Origin of the sequence: Cellulophaga sp. (assembly GCF_039943695.1) — a bacterium.
Lineage (GTDB): Bacteria > Bacteroidota > Bacteroidia > Flavobacteriales > Flavobacteriaceae > Cellulophaga.
In genome coordinates, this window is the sequence record NZ_JBDVAA010000009.1 from 1 (window position 1) to 15130 (window position 15130).

Genomic DNA, 15130 nt, shown 5'->3' on the forward strand with positions numbered 1-15130 from the left:
GAATATGCATCTACAGCAACCTTTAATCTTAACTTTAACGAAAACTCTTGGAACATAGTTAACAAACCAACAGATAGCTATATTACAGCTATTGGTTACCAAACTCTAGAAGTAAAAGTTAAAGCCACAATTACAGAGTAAAGCACACAAACATACTTTACAAAAAAGGAAAAGCCTCTGAATTTTTTATTCAGGGGCTTTTGTTTTTAATACCCTATAAATTTATTACAACTATGTTGCATTAGTAAAATGTATGTTTATATTTGCAACTTAGTCGCATTAAATAAATATATATTGAAATTAACTTTAATTAAACCAGATACTTTTGGTGCAGTTGCCAGTACGTTGTGTGTAATTCATTGCGTTGCCACACCTTTTATTTTTATAGCCCATACCTGTGCTGCAGATGGTTGTGAAACTAGTCCTGTGTGGTGGAAAAGCTTAGATTATATCTTTTTAATTGTTTCGTTTTTTGCGGTATTACAATCTACAAAAAATACATCTAAAAGTTTTATGAAACCCTTGTTGTGGTTAAGTTGGTTTAGCCTGTTTTTTTTAATTGTAAATGAAAAAATACAATTACTTTCTTTACCAGAAACAGTAACCTATGTTGTTGCGCTTGTACTTGCAGCATTACATATTTATAATTTAAAATTTTGCCAGTGTAAAACCGATAAATGTTGTGTGAATAATGGATAATACTAAAAAAGAAATACTAGGAGACAACCATATAGCTACAAGCGTAGATACTCCTTTACGTGCAGATGCTTTTAATAAGACAGCTGATGAAAAAATAGAAGTTATTCAGCATCATTTTAAAAAAATAATGGAAGAGCTAGGTTTAGACCTAACAGATGATAGTTTATCTGGTACACCGTATAGGTTTGCTAAAATGTATGTAAAAGAGCTTTTTTATGGTTTAGACCCTAAGAATAAGCCAAAATTATCGGTTTTTGAAAACAAGTATGCCTATAAAAAAATGTTGGTAGAGCAAAACATAACTATAGACTCTTCTTGTGAGCATCACTTTTTACCAATAACAGGTTTTGCACATATTGCATATGTACCAAAGGATAAGGTTATAGGATTGTCTAAAATTAACCGTTTGGTAGATTATTATTCGCACAGGCCACAGGTACAAGAAAGGCTGTCTTTACAAATACTAAAAGACTTGCAAAATACATTAGAAACAGAAGATGTTATTGTAATGATTAGCGCCAAACATTTGTGTGTATCATCTAGAGGAATAAAAGACAAAAGTAGTTACACTACAACATTAGAGTATGGTGGCTGCTTTGCAAATGAACAAACCAGAAACGATTTTTTATCAATTATAGAAAAAACTACTTTATAATAATTATGTTTTAAATTTTAGCATTAGCCTTCATAATTGTATTTGTTTTTATTTGTTGTACAGGGATTATTGTGACCAAGTCATCAAATTTAAATATCAAAAATACAAACCACTCACTATCAGTTATTCTTTTCTTTCTTATAATTGTTTCTTGTGATAAGAAAATAACGTTTGAGCAGCAAATTAGTCAAAGATGTTTATCAAAAAAAAATAGCGAGTGGTTTTTATGAGGGAAATTACAAAAGTTACATATGTAGTTTCAATCAGTTTATAATTAAACTTACTGTTTAACTTACTAATACATTTTTAGGATTTTTCTACAGCCCAAAAAGAATGCACTTATACTTAGGTTAAATATTAGTATAGTTTGTGTTTTTATTAAGAATTTATTTGTTAATTTTAATGTTAAGGATGTTGATTAATTATAGTTATCAGTTTAAGTGAAATCTATTTAAAAAATAAAAATGGGCTTATTTGGCAAAAAGAAAAAAGAAAATGTACCTGCAGATAAAGAAAGGTACGCTAGAGTACTTAATTACATAAAAATTGATGCTATAAACGGAAAGCCTCTGGAGACTTTTTTTGGGAATATAGCAAACAGAGAAAGGGTTTATTTGCGGGTAAATTAGAAATTATTTATCTAGAAGAAGGAGGCTATGAGGTTTTTGCTCATGGCGCAACATACCAGACCAAAACTACACAAATACATATATCTGTTGAAGCTGGAAAAAATTACATTTTAGGAGCAGGTATACTTGAAGATGATACGGAAGGTTTGTATTTTGAAGAGCGCTAACAAAGTTTACTCTCTAATAACTGCTTAATTTTGTTTCTGCTGTATATTTTAAATATATTTATTATAATCATCAATATATAAGTATATTAAGTTTTAATTAAATCAACAATCATGACTAAAAAAAGTATTGCTTTCCTGATATTAATATTTACTATTTTAACTTCTTGCAAAGAGAATAAAACTTCTGAGAGTTATAACGATACTCAAGAAATTGTTGATGCATCAGCAAAAGAAAATTTAAACTTAGACCAATCAGATTTATATTGTAAAGTACAGATAGGTAGTACAGAGAAGGAAGCCTTAAGTTATGACCTAAAAAGCTCTAATACACTTAAAAAAGGCTTTATTACAACCACTTTTAGTATAAGTTTAGCGGAGGAAATGTATAATAATACTCCTTTAGATATTGAGCTTATGATGCATAATAAATCTAATTCACCAAAATTAAATACAGGAACTTACCCTATAAAAGGTCTAATGGCTCCTGATGAAGGTTTAGTTTCTTATTTTGATATTATTGGAAATGTAGTTGATATGGAATCTTACCAAAATGCCATTGACGCTAATATTTTAGATGATCTGGAAGATAACTTTGTTATTCTGCCAGAAGGAGCAAATAAATTAATTATAGAGTCTTCAGGTAATCTTACAGACGAGGAAGATGGTGAGTTTTATAAAATGGGCAAACAATTACTAAAAGGGAATTTAGAAGTGCTGTTATTAAGAGTTAGTACAAAAGAAAAAGTTAATTTAAGAGTTGACTTTAAAATTATAAATGAATGTGGTATCAGTAAAAAAATATAATAAGCTTGTGTTAACTAGCAAAAAAAAGTCCCTTATCTAATTAAAGACAAGGGACTTTTTTTTACGCTTGTATTATTACTAGAAAGCACCAATAAAGTGACTACCAGTTGTGTTAACCAATTCTGCACCTTTAGTAACTTCACCAGTTAATGTGTTTACCACATAAATGTTTCCGTTTTTTCCAACAGGAGCTTGTGTTACGTAAATATCATCACCATCTACAACAAAACCTTGGTATTGAAATAAGTAGAAATCAGTATCATAAGGTATAGCATCAATCTTAACTGCAGTTTTAGCATTTAAGTCTACTAAAGCAAAAAATCCTTGTAAACCAGCAACACCTTCTGCAGAACCATTATGACGGTAGGCAACAACAGCTTTTCCGTTAGCAGCTGGTCTCCAAGCTAAAATATAAGCACCTTCTACACCTAAAGCATCATCTAAATTAAAATCATAAGAATTGTCATACTCATTATCAGCATCAATTTTTAAGATATGAGAGCCATTAGGGTCACTTTGGTTTGCTTGGTAAACACTACCGTTATATAAAAAAGCATTAATACTACGGTATCCGTTTGTATTACCATTACCAACTGTAGAAGTAATTACCGTAGGGTTTGTTAAAGACGGGTAATCTAATACAATAGTTTTAGAGCCTAAAACTTCATAACCACTTTCAGACTCCGCAGTTGCAGGGTCTACTTTGCTTAAACGAGCACCAATATATAATTTGTCTCCAGCTGCGTTTAAGGTAGGCATATCTATTCTAGAAATGTAATATCCCTGTGCTTCTTCTTCTGCAGTTAAAGGAATGCTAGACTCTTCAAAGTTTTTAATAGAAGAATTTTCTAAGTCTAAAGTAACAACACCCATTGTAGCTTCTGTACGTAAATATGTATCATCTGTAGCATCATCAGGTGTACCATTGTCATCAAACTGGTGTTCTGTAGAAACATAAACAGCAGAACCTGTTTTATCGCCATCAAACAACTTAATCCATCTAGGAGCAGTACCAACATAAGGAGCAATACTAACTTCTGTACCTGTTTTTGTAAAATTTTGTCCGCCTTCTACAGTATATTTAGTGTAGTTACCACCAGTATCACCAGCATAACTAATATTAAACATAGTACTACCATCTTCAGATGATTGTAACCTTGCAGTTCTGTTAGACGGTACAATAAATCCGTTATCAAAAGGAGCTATAGATACAGTTGGGTCTTTAGCATCTTCACTAGTTAAAGAATAAATTAAAGTACCACCATTACCATCTCCAGGATTGTCTCCCATTTTGGCAGCAGCAACAGTTATCCATCTGCCTTCTGTAGGTTGCTCTGGAGTTGTTGGTGTGTCACCACCATTGTCATCACTACTACAAGAAGCTAATAACCCTAAAGTAGCAAATGCTACTGCAAAAGATTTAATATGTGTTAAGTTACTTTTCATTTTATATAATATTTAAAAAATTAAAATTTATTTATTGTGTAATTCAATTTTAGGTAAAAGGCTCTCCCTGGTTTTTGTACCGATAAATTGTCGTACACAGGTTCATCAAAAATGTTTTTAATGTCAAAGCTGGCAACTAGTTTTTTGTTAGGAAAAGCGTAGCTTAATCCAAAATCTTGTACTAGTTGTGTAGGTACTTTAAAAAACTCATCACCAACAGTATTTTTTCCTTGTGGTGGTAGGTAAGAGAACTCATCTGTAAAGTACATTGTATAAAAAAGGTTTAACCTAGATTTTTGTTGTATCACATTTTTAAAAGAGTAGCGTATATTACCATTCATAGTAAAAAATGGTGTGTTTGGTACAGCTATATCTACACCGTTATTTACAATGTTTAAGCTAAAACGTGAAGCATTAAAGTTTAAATTAAAGTTGTTGTTAAACGTGTAATTTAATTGTGCATCTATACCTTTAGATGTTCCACTACCTTGATTTACATAAACTATTAGTTCGTCATCAATATTTAAAGACGTTTCTATAGGCAAACCAATACGGTCTTTTATATTTCTGGTAAATAAATTAGCGCCAATTGTAAATTTGTGTTTTTTAATAGATAATGCTCCAAGCCTAAAACCTAGATTGTAATTATTACTTTGCTCTGGGTTAATACTTGGGTTAGCAACTACATTGTCGCCATCGTTACCAAAAACTTCAGTTTCATTAGGTAATCTTATGGCTTTTTCTGCAGAAGTTAAAAGGGTAAAGTTTGGAGAAAAGGCATAAGAAGCAGCAAAACCGTAACCATTAAACTTTTTATTGCTGCTAATTATGTCATCAATAATAACAGAATTACCATTTTCATCTTCTGCAATTTCTGGATCTATGTTTACAGTTTTTTGTTGGTATAATTTACCAAAAACACTAGTTTTTAGTCTGTTTTCTATAGCAGACAACTCATAACTTAAAGCAAAAATATTTTTATGTAAGTCTCTAGACCCTTTAAATGTGTTTTCTAAAACAGATTGTAACTCATCACTATCCTCACGATCTATTCCGCTATATACGTGGTTGGCTAAAATTTTATGATTGTTATTAAAGGCATAAGAAACTCCTGTTCTAATAGATCCTACTTTTCTGTTTATGGCAGCTAAAGTTGGTCCGCCTTCTTGCTGAGACCTCCAGGTGTATTGGTACTCATCACCTCTAAAGTCTATGGCTCTTTCTCCGTTCCAGCTGTAAGCCCAAGAAACAGTATCATTAACAGTACGGTTTCTTTTACCATAAATTCCGTTAACAGTTACATCTAAACCTTTAGTAAATAAATCCTTTTTTTGGTATGTTAAATTTGCAAGTAGTGCGTTAGATTCTAAAAACCTGTCTTTGTATGGCGTAATAGTCATAAAAGCTCCGTGTTGCACCTCTTTGTAATCATCAGATCCAGTAACACCTACAAAAAACTGATCTGCCCAGTTTACATCTGTAAAACCTATTTGCAACATACCACCAGTAGACCTGTAAGCATCGTTAAATCTGCGTGCAGTTATTGGGGTTTGTACACCGCCCAAACCGGTAACTACAACACTTCTTCCAGATACTTTATAATCATTATCTGAATAGTTGTGAAAAAGCGATGTTTTTACGGTAAAACCAGTATCATCAAACCTATACAAACCATTAACGCTTGCTTGTAAAGTGTTAAATGAACCGTAAGAAACAGAAGCGTTTAAATTTGTTTTAGCATTATTGTGTAATACAATATTAATGGCACCGCCTAAGGCATCATCTGCTAAATGACCAGGAACAACACCTTTATACACCTCAATATTTTTTATCATTGAAGGAGGTATACTATTTAAGTTAAATGATGAGCCATACATAGAACTAGGAATACCGTCTATAAAAATACGTACAGCACTACCAGATAATCCGTTAAGACTATAACTAACATCTGACCCTAAACCACCATTTTGTCTAATTTTTACACCTACAGTAGTGTTAAGCAGCTCGTTAGTTTGTATGTTTCTGATGCTAGCTTCTTCTGTTTTAACTACGTTAACGGCAAAACCTTGAGTCTCAATTTCGGTTTCTTTAGTTTTTCCGTTTACCAAAACCTCATTTAGCTCATTATCTTGATTGTAGCTAAGTGTATGCTTAATTTTTGTGTTTTGTTTATTAACTACAATAGTCACTTTTTCTATTTCCTTGCCATAGTATTTTATGGCAATGGTGTGACTGCCATAGGGTAAATTTTGCAACGTAAAAAAGCCTTTAGCATTAGTATATGTGTGTGTTATAGGTTTTTTTGTAAAAACAGTAGCCTCTGCAACAGGGTTTCCATTTTTAAAAGAAATAACTCCAGTAACAGTACCTGTTTTAGTCTCATAGGCAGCTTGCGAGAACACAGAAAAAGTAAATAACAGGCTTAAAACCGACACTATTTTTAACATACAATTAAAAAAATATTTATATTTATTAAGACTTAGTCTAAATTAATTTAGTTTTGCAAATCTAAGTTTTGAACTGTTGATACAAATAACGCAAACGGAAGTTTTAATAACGTATTAAGAAATAATGAGTCTAGGATTAAAAAGTTTTACATATTCTAATACAAGCAGTATACGTATTGTTGTAGATGATGCGTTGACAGATGTATTAGAAGAAAATTGCCTTAGTACTTTTGTAAATGAAGAAAACAAAGGTATTAGCCTAAACTCTAATTACTTTATTGCGTTAACAAAAAACATTACTATTAAAAAACGTATAGAGCATAGTGTTTTTTGTGACTTTCCATTATTTAAAATACATTTTTCTTTAAAGGGTAGTTACGTGTATATGCCAACAACTAGTGTGTACGCACCTGTAGAAATACCACAAGGCTATTGTAATTTATTTTATGCTCCTGTGCTTAGCGGAGCAGAAATTTTTACAAAAGGAGAAACTAAAACTTTAGAGGTTTATTTTACTAAAAATACTTTAGAGAAGTTAATAGGTAAGGCAACCCAAACTAATATAGACGGTTTGCATACCAAATTAAATATAGATCATTTTTTTAGCTACTTTAAAAAGAGCAAGCGAATACCTTTAAAACTAAGAAACCAAATAAACGAAATTATAAACTGTACGTATGTAGGAGATTTAAAACATAACTATATACAAAGTAGACTTGCCATTTTAATTGTAGATTTTTTAATGGATAAGATCAAACCAGTTGTAGAAAGCAAAAAACTACCAGAAGCAGATTACTTAGCAATTGTAAAGGTAGAAGAATATTGTAGGTTAAATTTAAAAAGCAAATTAACTATAATTGGCTTATCTCAAATAGCGGGTTTTAATACCACAAAACTAAAAAGCGATTTTAAAAAAGTATACAAAACCACCATTTTTAAGCATATTACCCAATTACGTATGGACAAAGCTAGACAATTGATACAAGAAGAAGGTATGTCTATTGCAGAGGTATCTTACGAGGTAGGTTACTCTAATCCACAACATTTTACGGCAGCTTTTAAAAAAACAATTGGCTATTTACCAAGTAAGCTAATAAAATAACCACTAATTCACCAATTCCTTTTCTTCTTTTAGTCTAAAGCAGCGTTCTTCACCAAGGTAATTTGGGTCTCCGTGATTTTAAACAAAGAAACATATGATTCTTTAAAGTGTACATTTGATATTTTAAAGGATTATATTTGTTATTAAGGTTTTATCTTTTGATATTGTAAGAAAATAATACGCTTCAGTAAATTATCTTTAATAATTAAAGTAGGTTATAGTAAATATGCTAAAGCAAGTTCATACGAGTTTGATACTTGTAGAGATATAAATTAAGTATGTAACCTTGATGAAACCAATAACGCGGTAGTGGAGGGTACAAATAACTCTAACGAAAACTGTACAGAATGAAAAATATACTAATTATTATGGTTTTTATATCACACTTTTGTTTTTTATAAAAAAAGTTAAAACAAAAAAAATATTTGCACTTTGATGCAACAAGCAAAAAAACATATTCGATTGAAGTTAATGGAAAAATAATTGCAGAACCATATTACTCTAAAGGGGTAAAGAAAAATGGAAATATAACTTTTTATATTTGTAAAGAGATGTTTTATTCTGATAAAAAAGAAATCGACACTTGTAAAATTGAATATTTAAAAAATGTAAAAATGTCAGATTTGAGTACACTCAAAAAAGATGTTAACAGAACAAATCCTTTGTATCCATATAAAGTATTCCCTAACCTTTATTTAGTTGAGAAAATTAGTGACTCAACAATAGTAAAATATAAAGTAAAATGGGAGTACTATATAGAATAAATACAACCTTAACCCTAATAATTGTATTGCAACCTACGATTCATCACTAATTAAAACCAATCAATAGAATGAAAAATAAATTAATTATCCTCTGCTTTCTACTTATTTTAACTTCTTGTTTTGAGAAAAGTGTAAAAGTTAAAATAACGGATTTTTCTAAGCCTAAATACGACACTTTAGTGCCAAACCAAAATGGTTGGCTTGCACCATATTCCAATGCATACTTACAGATTAAAGGAGTGTCAAATGATACAATTAAGATAAATTTTAGTGGTGTTGAGAAAAAGTACATAGGTGCTTTTAAGGATGAATGGAATGTTGATTATTATGGAAACATCAATGTTCCAATTAAGTTTGATCCTTTTAAAGCGAATAAGGGGGAGGTTTCTATTTATTGCAAAATACATTGAAATGCAAACCACAACAAAACCTATAAACAAATAAGGCTTAGAGCTTAATTGTTAGGTTTATATATTTTAATGAAGATTGCAAGACCTTTATAGTTTTGCTTTAAGTTGGAAAATAAAAAACAAAATCTGCCTGGCGCTAAAAGTCACAGAGAGGCATAAAAAATTAAGCTATATGGTTAACGTATATCAAACTATGAAAAAGATAAAATTGGTACTCTTAATAAGTGTAGTTACTACTCTTTATGTTTCTTGTCAGAATAAAGAAACTACCCTTGAGTTGGAAAGCATGTCTATTGTTAAGTTGTTGTATAATAGTGAATTAATAAAGTTTCCTGTTCCGTTACCGCCAGTTGATGGTAGTTCAAAAATTGAATACCCTAAAAAACAATTAACAGATAAACAATTTCTTGAAAACAATTATGTGATTTCGTTTTTTAAAGCAACTGATTATGCTATAAATGAGGAGGTTTTTGCAGTACAAGAATATAAAAATATACAAATTAATCCTTCTCACATATTTTCATCAAAAAATTTAAGTTTATCAAACTTAGAGGATATAAACGGTAATAAAATTGCAGTACTAAAAAAGGAGGATAATTTAAAAATACAAGAGATAATAAAAAAATATAACGTAATGGGGATAGTGTATGTTTCTGATATACATTTTAATGAAAAGGTAAATAAAGCCATATTAATTTCTGGGTTTTATACTCACGAACTAGCTGGTCATACAAGTTTATTTAGCTTACAAAAGAAAAATGGAACCTGGCAAATAGTCTCTTCTATTCACTTATCTGAAAGTTAAGTAGATTATTTTTTTGAAGTAATGAAAAACAAAGCATTGTATATTTAAAAATGAGAAACTTGATTTTAGAAAACACCAAAGTTTAAAACCAAAGGATACTAATTCACCAATTCTTGTTCTTCTTTTAATCTAAAGCAGCGTTCTTCGCCTAGGTAATTTGGGTCTCCGTGTTTCTCAGACCAAAAGCCATCTAAAATATCTTTGCTAATACATTTATATACCACAACACCTTTGTAGGTAGCATTATCTTCGCCTTTGTAATTAAAGTTAATTACCAAAATATTGTCTTTAAAAAAGCCTGTTCCTAATTGGTATTGCTCATTACCTATTAACCATTTTGCTTTTATACGCTTATTTGTATCTAACGCTAAAACTAGTGTGCCTTTATAAGTTGTTTTTTCGGCATTTTGGTTGTTTCCCATAATAGCATAGGTGCCAGGTAATTCTTCAATCTTCATAGGTGTAATAATTTAGCTTTACCGTAAGCTATTGTTTGTATACAAATGTAAACACTTAAAAGTAATATCATATTTAACAACAGTAATCTTCCTTGCAAAATTGTTGAATAAAAAATCTATTTTTAATCATTCTAAATAAAAATAGTTCTTATATTTGCGCCTTATCAATACTAAATCTAAATAAACAAATAAGCTTTATTTATCTAAATACAATCAAAATGAAAAAAATTACAACACTTGTTTTACTACTGTTTGTAGGTACTATTGCCGCACAAGACGCAAATGTTTTTTGGTCTCGTGGTTTTTTTACGCTAAATACTACAGTTAAAGATGTGCAAGAAAAAGAAGCTGAAGGTAACAGTGCTACGGCATTAAGCTCTAATAATTTTGATGCTACTACAAATGCTATTTTAGCTGGTGCATCTGCAGAGGTTGTAGACTATTTGTTAAGTGTAAAAGGTAATGATGTAAATAAAATTACACATGACGGGCGTACTTACTTATTTTGGACAGCTATGAAAGGCAATTTGCCGTTAATGAAAAAGCTAATTAAACTTGGTGCAAAAACAGATGTTGTAGATGATAAAGGTAGTACTGTATTGCTTTTTGCTGCCGGTGGCGGACAAACTAATCCTGAATTATATGATTTATTACTAGCAAATGGGGCAAAAATAACAGAGACTTCTCCTAAAGGTGCAAATGCTATTTTAAAATTAATTGGTGGTGCTAAAGATCTTAAAGATTTAAATTACTTTTTAGAAAAAGGATTAGACCTAAAACATACAGATAAAGAAGGGCATAACGCTGTAGATTATGCTGCACGTACAGGTAACAAAGCAATTATAGAGCAGTTAATTAAAAAAGGAGTTGCTTATAAAGATACTAATGCAGACGGTAGTAATGCTATTTTAGTAGCTACAGAAGGCGGTAGAGGTCCTGGTAATAGTTTAGCGTTTTATAAGTATTTAGAGAGCTTAGGTATTAACCCAAATGTTACAGATAACAATGGTGTTACTCCAATGCACAATTTGGCTGGCCGTAACAAAGACAATGCTGTTTTTAATTACTTTATAGATAAAGGAGTTAGCACAACCCAAGCAGATACAAAAGGTAATACTCCGCTAATGTATGCAGCTGGACGCAACAGTTTAGATGTAGTTAAGTTTTTTGGAGTTAAAAATTTAGACGCTAAAAATAAAGATGGTAAAACGGCATTAACTAATGCTGTTGCTTATAATGGTGCAGATGTAGTTACTTATTTAATAGATAAAGGCGCTGCTGTTAATGTAGTAGATGAAAAAGGAAACAATTTGGCATACTACTTGGTAAACTCTTACTCTAAAAGAAATAAAAAGGCGTTTACAGAAAAGTGGAATTTATTAAGTGCTAAAGGCTTAAATATGGCTCACGTACAAGAAGGTAAAAACAATATTTTGCACTTGGCTGTTGCTAAAAATAATAAAGATTTACTAGCTAAAATTACACCATTAAAGATTGATGTTAATGCTAAAAATGCAAACGGACTTACTCCTTTACATTTGGCAGCTATGACAACTAATAATGTAGACTTAATTAAGTATTTAATTAGTGTTGGAGCTAAAAAAGATGCTGTAACAGAGTTTGAAGAAACAGTGTACGACTTAGCTTCTGAGAACGAATTATTGAACAAAAACAAAATTGAATTTTTAAAATAATAAGTAATGAAATTTAAAGTAGCAATTATAGCAGTACTAGGTTTGTTTGTTATGGCAGCTTTTACAGCGGCACCTAAAACTAGCCAATATAAATGTATGATTCAGTTAAAAAATTACGAGGGCGAAGGTGCTTACGTTGTAGTTTCTTTATTAGATGCAGAAGGTAAATACGTAGAGACTTTAAATGTGTTGGGAGATGATCCTGAGTGGTACCATGATTTAACCAAATGGTACAACTTTTTTGAAAAAAAGAAACCAAGTATAGATGCCATTACAGGAGCAACAATTAGTGGTGGAGAACGTGCTATTAAGGTTATTAAAATTGATAACGATAAAATAAACAGTGGCTACAAAATACGTTTTGAAACTGCTGTTGAGGATCAAAAATATGTGGAGGACGATGTAACTTTTGAGCTTACTTCTACCAGTGTAAACAGCAAAGTAGATGGTACTGGTTACATCCGTTACATACGTATGTTACCACAGAAATAATTAATTTATGACATTATCAGTTTGGAGATACAGTCACCTTGTGTTGGCTGTATCTTCTTCTATTTTTATTTTATTGGCAGCTGTAACGGGTTCTGTATTAGCGTTAGAGCCAATTAGCAATCGCATACAGCCATATACTACGGGAGATTTAGACCAAGTTACCGTTGCAGAATTTACAAGTACATTACAGCAAAAGTATGCAGAGGTTATCTCTGTAGAAATTGATAAAAATAGCTGGGTTATTGCATCTGTAATAGATAAAGATGGTGCAGATAAAATAATATACATAGACCCAAAAACAGGAGATAATTTAGGCACACCTAAAGAGTCTAGCGCAGTTTTTAAGTTTGCAACCACATTACACCGTTCCTTATTTTTAAAAGGTATAGGCCGGTTTTTTGTAGGTTTATCTTCATTTTTACTGTGCTTAATAAGTATTAGCGGTATTTTTCTAATTTTAAAAAAGCAAGGTGGTGTTACAGGCTTTTTTAAACCTATAGTTAAAGAAAATTTAAATCCGTATTACCATACTCTTTTTGGTAAATGGTTGCTAATTCCTATTTTAGTTATAACGCTAACAGGCGTGTATTTATCTCTAGAACAATTTTCTGTACTGCCATCTGCCAAAATAGTGCATCAAGAAGACACCTTGTTTGCAGAAGAACCAGTTATTCCTGTAGCAGATTTTAAAGTTTTTAAAGATACCAAGTTATCCCAGGTTCGTAAAATAGAATATCCTTTTGCGCCTTTTCCAGAAAGTTACTTTTTACTACAATTAACAGACAAGGAGTATTTAGTAAACCAATTTAATGGTGATATTGTTAGTCAGGTTAACTATCCTTTTTATGTAATATTAACGTATTACAGCACACTTTTTCATACAGGGCAGGGGAGTATAGTATGGAGTATAGTTTTGTTATTGGCTTCTATTGGTATTTTGTTTTTTATGTATTCGGGCTTTAGCATAACGTTGCAACGTAGAAAATCTAGAATTAAAAACAAATACAAAAAGGACGACTGTGATTATGTTATTCTTATAGGATCTGAAAACGGAAACACCTTTTATTTTGCCAATGCATTGTACTCGGAGTTACTGCGTTTGGGTAAAAAAGCATATTTAGCAGAACTAAACAGCTATAAAAGCTATAAAAATATGCAGCATTTGGTGGTAATGACCTCTACCTACGGTACAGGAGAAGCGCCAACAAATGCCAAAAAGTTTAAAGCACTTTTAAACACACACCAGCAAGGTGCAAAGTTTAACTACTCGGTTGTAGGTTTTGGCTCTTTAGCATACCCAGACTATTGCAAATTTGCTTATGATGTAGATACTATGTTGCAAGCACACCCCAACAATAACCGTTTGGCAGATGTGTTTACCATAAACAACCAAAGTTTAGAGTCTTTTAACCAGTGGTTGTTAGCGTGGAGCAAGCAAGAAAATTTAAATATAAGTTTACCAAAAGCCATTGGAGGTAAAAAGAAACGTAAAACCTATACTTTTACCGTAACCAAACACACCAAGGCAGAAAATAATCCGGACGATACTTTTTGTATATACTTAAAACCAGTAGAAAAAGTGAAGTTTACCTCTGGAGATTTACTCTCTATTTTGGGCGAAAAAGACCAGAGAGAACGATTGTATTCTATTGGTAAGTGGGAAAAAAACGAGCTTGTTATAAGCGTTAAACGTCACCAAAAAGGAAGTGTATCTAATAGGTTACAAAACCTTGCTGTGGGCAACAAAATAAGCTGTGGTATAGTAAAAAACAAAGCGTTTCATTTGCCTAAAAAAGCAAAAGAAGCCCTGTTAATAGCAACTGGTACAGGTATTGGTCCTTATTTAGGGATGATACGCCAAAACACAGCACACAAAAAATTACACCTGTATTGGGGTGGGCGTACAGCAGCATCTTTTGAGCTGTACAAAAACCAATTAGAAGAACAACAGCAGGCAGGCAAACTAACCTCTTTGCATTTGGCATTGTCTAGAGAACAAGCCCAAAAAGTATATGTACAAAACCTGTTAGAGGCAAATGGTAAAGAAGTTGCCCAACTTATTAAAAATAAAGGCTATATTTTAATTTGCGGCTCTATAAGTATGCAAAAAGAAGTTACTACGATTTTAGATACCATTTGTAAAAACCACCTAAAAAAGCCATTAAGTTACTACCAAAACAAAGGCCATATTTTAATGGACTGCTATTAAAAACAAATTAAAACCCGTAACCGTATGTTACGGGTTTTTTTGTGCTATTTATACTCTTTTTTATCCCAATTACACATTTCCGTAATTGTACTACAAAAAATGGTTTTATATTGTGTTAACAATTAGTAACGAAACTAGAATACGTACGTTTATATGTAGTTATAAATTGATGGCAGAACTAAAAAATAAAAGAGCTGTTTTTATCTAACGCTCAATCGAACTGATAAAAAGAGAATGAATGGCATACCATAACAATGAAGATATTTTTGATGACGAACCTATAGAACTAGTCATAAGATTCGAAAATAAAGCAGTAAGTTCTCTTACTAAACAGAACAAAGGAAGCTTT

Annotated in this window: 14 protein-coding genes; 11 read left to right on the plus strand and 3 right to left on the minus strand. The window is 31.4% G+C overall.

Features of this window, described 5'->3' with window-relative positions; translation table 11 throughout:
- The first annotated feature begins 294 nt into the window (after nucleotides 1-294).
- From ABJD66_RS00665 to ABJD66_RS00680, 4 genes are all read left to right on the plus strand, one after another.
- Nucleotides 295-699, plus strand: a complete 405-nt coding sequence (locus ABJD66_RS00665) for a MerC domain-containing protein (protein WP_348127078.1) — start codon at nucleotides 295-297, stop codon at nucleotides 697-699.
- Nucleotides 692-1354, plus strand: coding sequence for a GTP cyclohydrolase I FolE (gene folE, locus ABJD66_RS00670; protein WP_198519453.1), 663 nt, complete (start codon nucleotides 692-694; stop codon nucleotides 1352-1354). The genes ABJD66_RS00665 and folE overlap by 8 nt, the downstream gene beginning before the upstream one ends.
- A gap of 464 nt (nucleotides 1355-1818) precedes the next feature.
- Nucleotides 1819-1983, plus strand: coding sequence for a hypothetical protein (locus tag ABJD66_RS00675; RefSeq protein ID WP_348127081.1), 165 nt, complete (start codon nucleotides 1819-1821; stop codon nucleotides 1981-1983).
- A gap of 278 nt (nucleotides 1984-2261) precedes the next feature.
- Nucleotides 2262-2954: a hypothetical protein gene (locus ABJD66_RS00680; RefSeq protein WP_100896662.1), complete on the plus strand. Its 693-nt coding sequence runs from the start codon at nucleotides 2262-2264 to the stop codon at nucleotides 2952-2954.
- Between the two features lie 78 nt (nucleotides 2955-3032).
- Here the strand turns inward: ABJD66_RS00680 and ABJD66_RS00685 are convergent, their stop codons facing one another.
- The gene (locus tag ABJD66_RS00685) at nucleotides 3033-4400 is read right to left on the minus strand and encodes a hypothetical protein (protein WP_348127086.1); all 1368 of its coding nucleotides are present in this window, start codon (nucleotides 4398-4400) and stop codon (nucleotides 3033-3035) included.
- 20 nt (nucleotides 4401-4420) lie between these two features.
- A complete protein-coding gene (locus ABJD66_RS00690; protein ID WP_348127089.1) occupies nucleotides 4421-6847 on the minus strand; it encodes a TonB-dependent receptor in 2427 nt (808 codons plus the stop codon).
- Between the two features lie 124 nt (nucleotides 6848-6971).
- Here ABJD66_RS00690 and ABJD66_RS00695 point away from each other — a divergent pair, with 124 nt between their 5' ends.
- The 4 genes from ABJD66_RS00695 (at nucleotide 6972) to ABJD66_RS00710 (ending at nucleotide 9928) form a co-directional block, all read left to right on the plus strand.
- A complete protein-coding gene (locus ABJD66_RS00695; RefSeq protein ID WP_348127092.1) occupies nucleotides 6972-7949 on the plus strand; it encodes an AraC family transcriptional regulator in 978 nt (325 codons plus the stop codon).
- A gap of 425 nt (nucleotides 7950-8374) precedes the next feature.
- Nucleotides 8375-8713, plus strand: coding sequence for a hypothetical protein (locus ABJD66_RS00700; RefSeq protein ID WP_348127095.1), 339 nt, complete (start codon nucleotides 8375-8377; stop codon nucleotides 8711-8713).
- 68 nt (nucleotides 8714-8781) lie between these two features.
- Complete coding sequence (locus ABJD66_RS00705) at nucleotides 8782-9123, plus strand: hypothetical protein (RefSeq protein ID WP_348127098.1); 342 nt, start codon at nucleotides 8782-8784, stop codon at nucleotides 9121-9123.
- A gap of 193 nt (nucleotides 9124-9316) precedes the next feature.
- Complete coding sequence (locus tag ABJD66_RS00710; protein WP_348127101.1) at nucleotides 9317-9928, plus strand: hypothetical protein; 612 nt, start codon at nucleotides 9317-9319, stop codon at nucleotides 9926-9928.
- Nucleotides 9929-10026: 98 nt separating this feature from the next.
- On the opposite strand, the gene ABJD66_RS00715 is transcribed toward ABJD66_RS00710, so the two are convergent.
- Complete coding sequence (locus ABJD66_RS00715; protein WP_348127104.1) at nucleotides 10027-10386, minus strand: hypothetical protein; 360 nt, start codon at nucleotides 10384-10386, stop codon at nucleotides 10027-10029.
- Nucleotides 10387-10604: 218 nt separating this feature from the next.
- On the opposite strand from ABJD66_RS00715, the gene ABJD66_RS00720 reads away from it, so the two are divergent.
- From ABJD66_RS00720 to ABJD66_RS00730, 3 genes are read left to right on the plus strand one after another with little or no spacing between them, the layout of a single operon-like run.
- The gene (locus ABJD66_RS00720; RefSeq protein ID WP_348127107.1) at nucleotides 10605-12080 is read left to right on the plus strand and encodes an ankyrin repeat domain-containing protein; all 1476 of its coding nucleotides are present in this window, start codon (nucleotides 10605-10607) and stop codon (nucleotides 12078-12080) included.
- Between the two features lie 6 nt (nucleotides 12081-12086).
- A complete protein-coding gene (locus ABJD66_RS00725; RefSeq protein WP_348127110.1) occupies nucleotides 12087-12572 on the plus strand; it encodes a DUF2271 domain-containing protein in 486 nt (161 codons plus the stop codon).
- 7 nt (nucleotides 12573-12579) lie between these two features.
- Nucleotides 12580-14781 (plus strand): PepSY domain-containing protein, encoded by a 2202-nt coding sequence (locus tag ABJD66_RS00730; protein ID WP_348127113.1) that lies wholly within the window; start codon nucleotides 12580-12582, stop codon nucleotides 14779-14781.
- The last annotated feature ends 349 nt before the right edge of the window (nucleotides 14782-15130 follow it).

Coding starts and splice junctions, on each gene's coding strand:
- ABJD66_RS00675 (WP_348127081.1), top strand. CDS start 1,819: ATGGGCTTATTTGGCAAAAAGAAAAAAGAAAATGTACCTGCAGATAAA.
- ABJD66_RS00730 (WP_348127113.1), top strand. CDS start 12,580: ATGACATTATCAGTTTGGAGATACAGTCACCTTGTGTTGGCTGTATCT.
- ABJD66_RS00695 (WP_348127092.1), top strand. CDS start 6,972: ATGAGTCTAGGATTAAAAAGTTTTACATATTCTAATACAAGCAGTATA.
- ABJD66_RS00690 (WP_348127089.1), bottom strand. CDS start 6,847: ATGTTAAAAATAGTGTCGGTTTTAAGCCTGTTATTTACTTTTTCTGTG.
- ABJD66_RS00710 (WP_348127101.1), top strand. CDS start 9,317: ATGAAAAAGATAAAATTGGTACTCTTAATAAGTGTAGTTACTACTCTT.
- ABJD66_RS00725 (WP_348127110.1), top strand. CDS start 12,087: ATGAAATTTAAAGTAGCAATTATAGCAGTACTAGGTTTGTTTGTTATG.
- ABJD66_RS00715 (WP_348127104.1), bottom strand. CDS start 10,386: ATGAAGATTGAAGAATTACCTGGCACCTATGCTATTATGGGAAACAAC.
- ABJD66_RS00720 (WP_348127107.1), top strand. CDS start 10,605: ATGAAAAAAATTACAACACTTGTTTTACTACTGTTTGTAGGTACTATT.
- ABJD66_RS00685 (WP_348127086.1), bottom strand. CDS start 4,400: ATGAAAAGTAACTTAACACATATTAAATCTTTTGCAGTAGCATTTGCT.
- ABJD66_RS00680 (WP_100896662.1), top strand. CDS start 2,262: ATGACTAAAAAAAGTATTGCTTTCCTGATATTAATATTTACTATTTTA.
- ABJD66_RS00705 (WP_348127098.1), top strand. CDS start 8,782: ATGAAAAATAAATTAATTATCCTCTGCTTTCTACTTATTTTAACTTCT.
- folE (WP_198519453.1), top strand. CDS start 692: ATGGATAATACTAAAAAAGAAATACTAGGAGACAACCATATAGCTACA.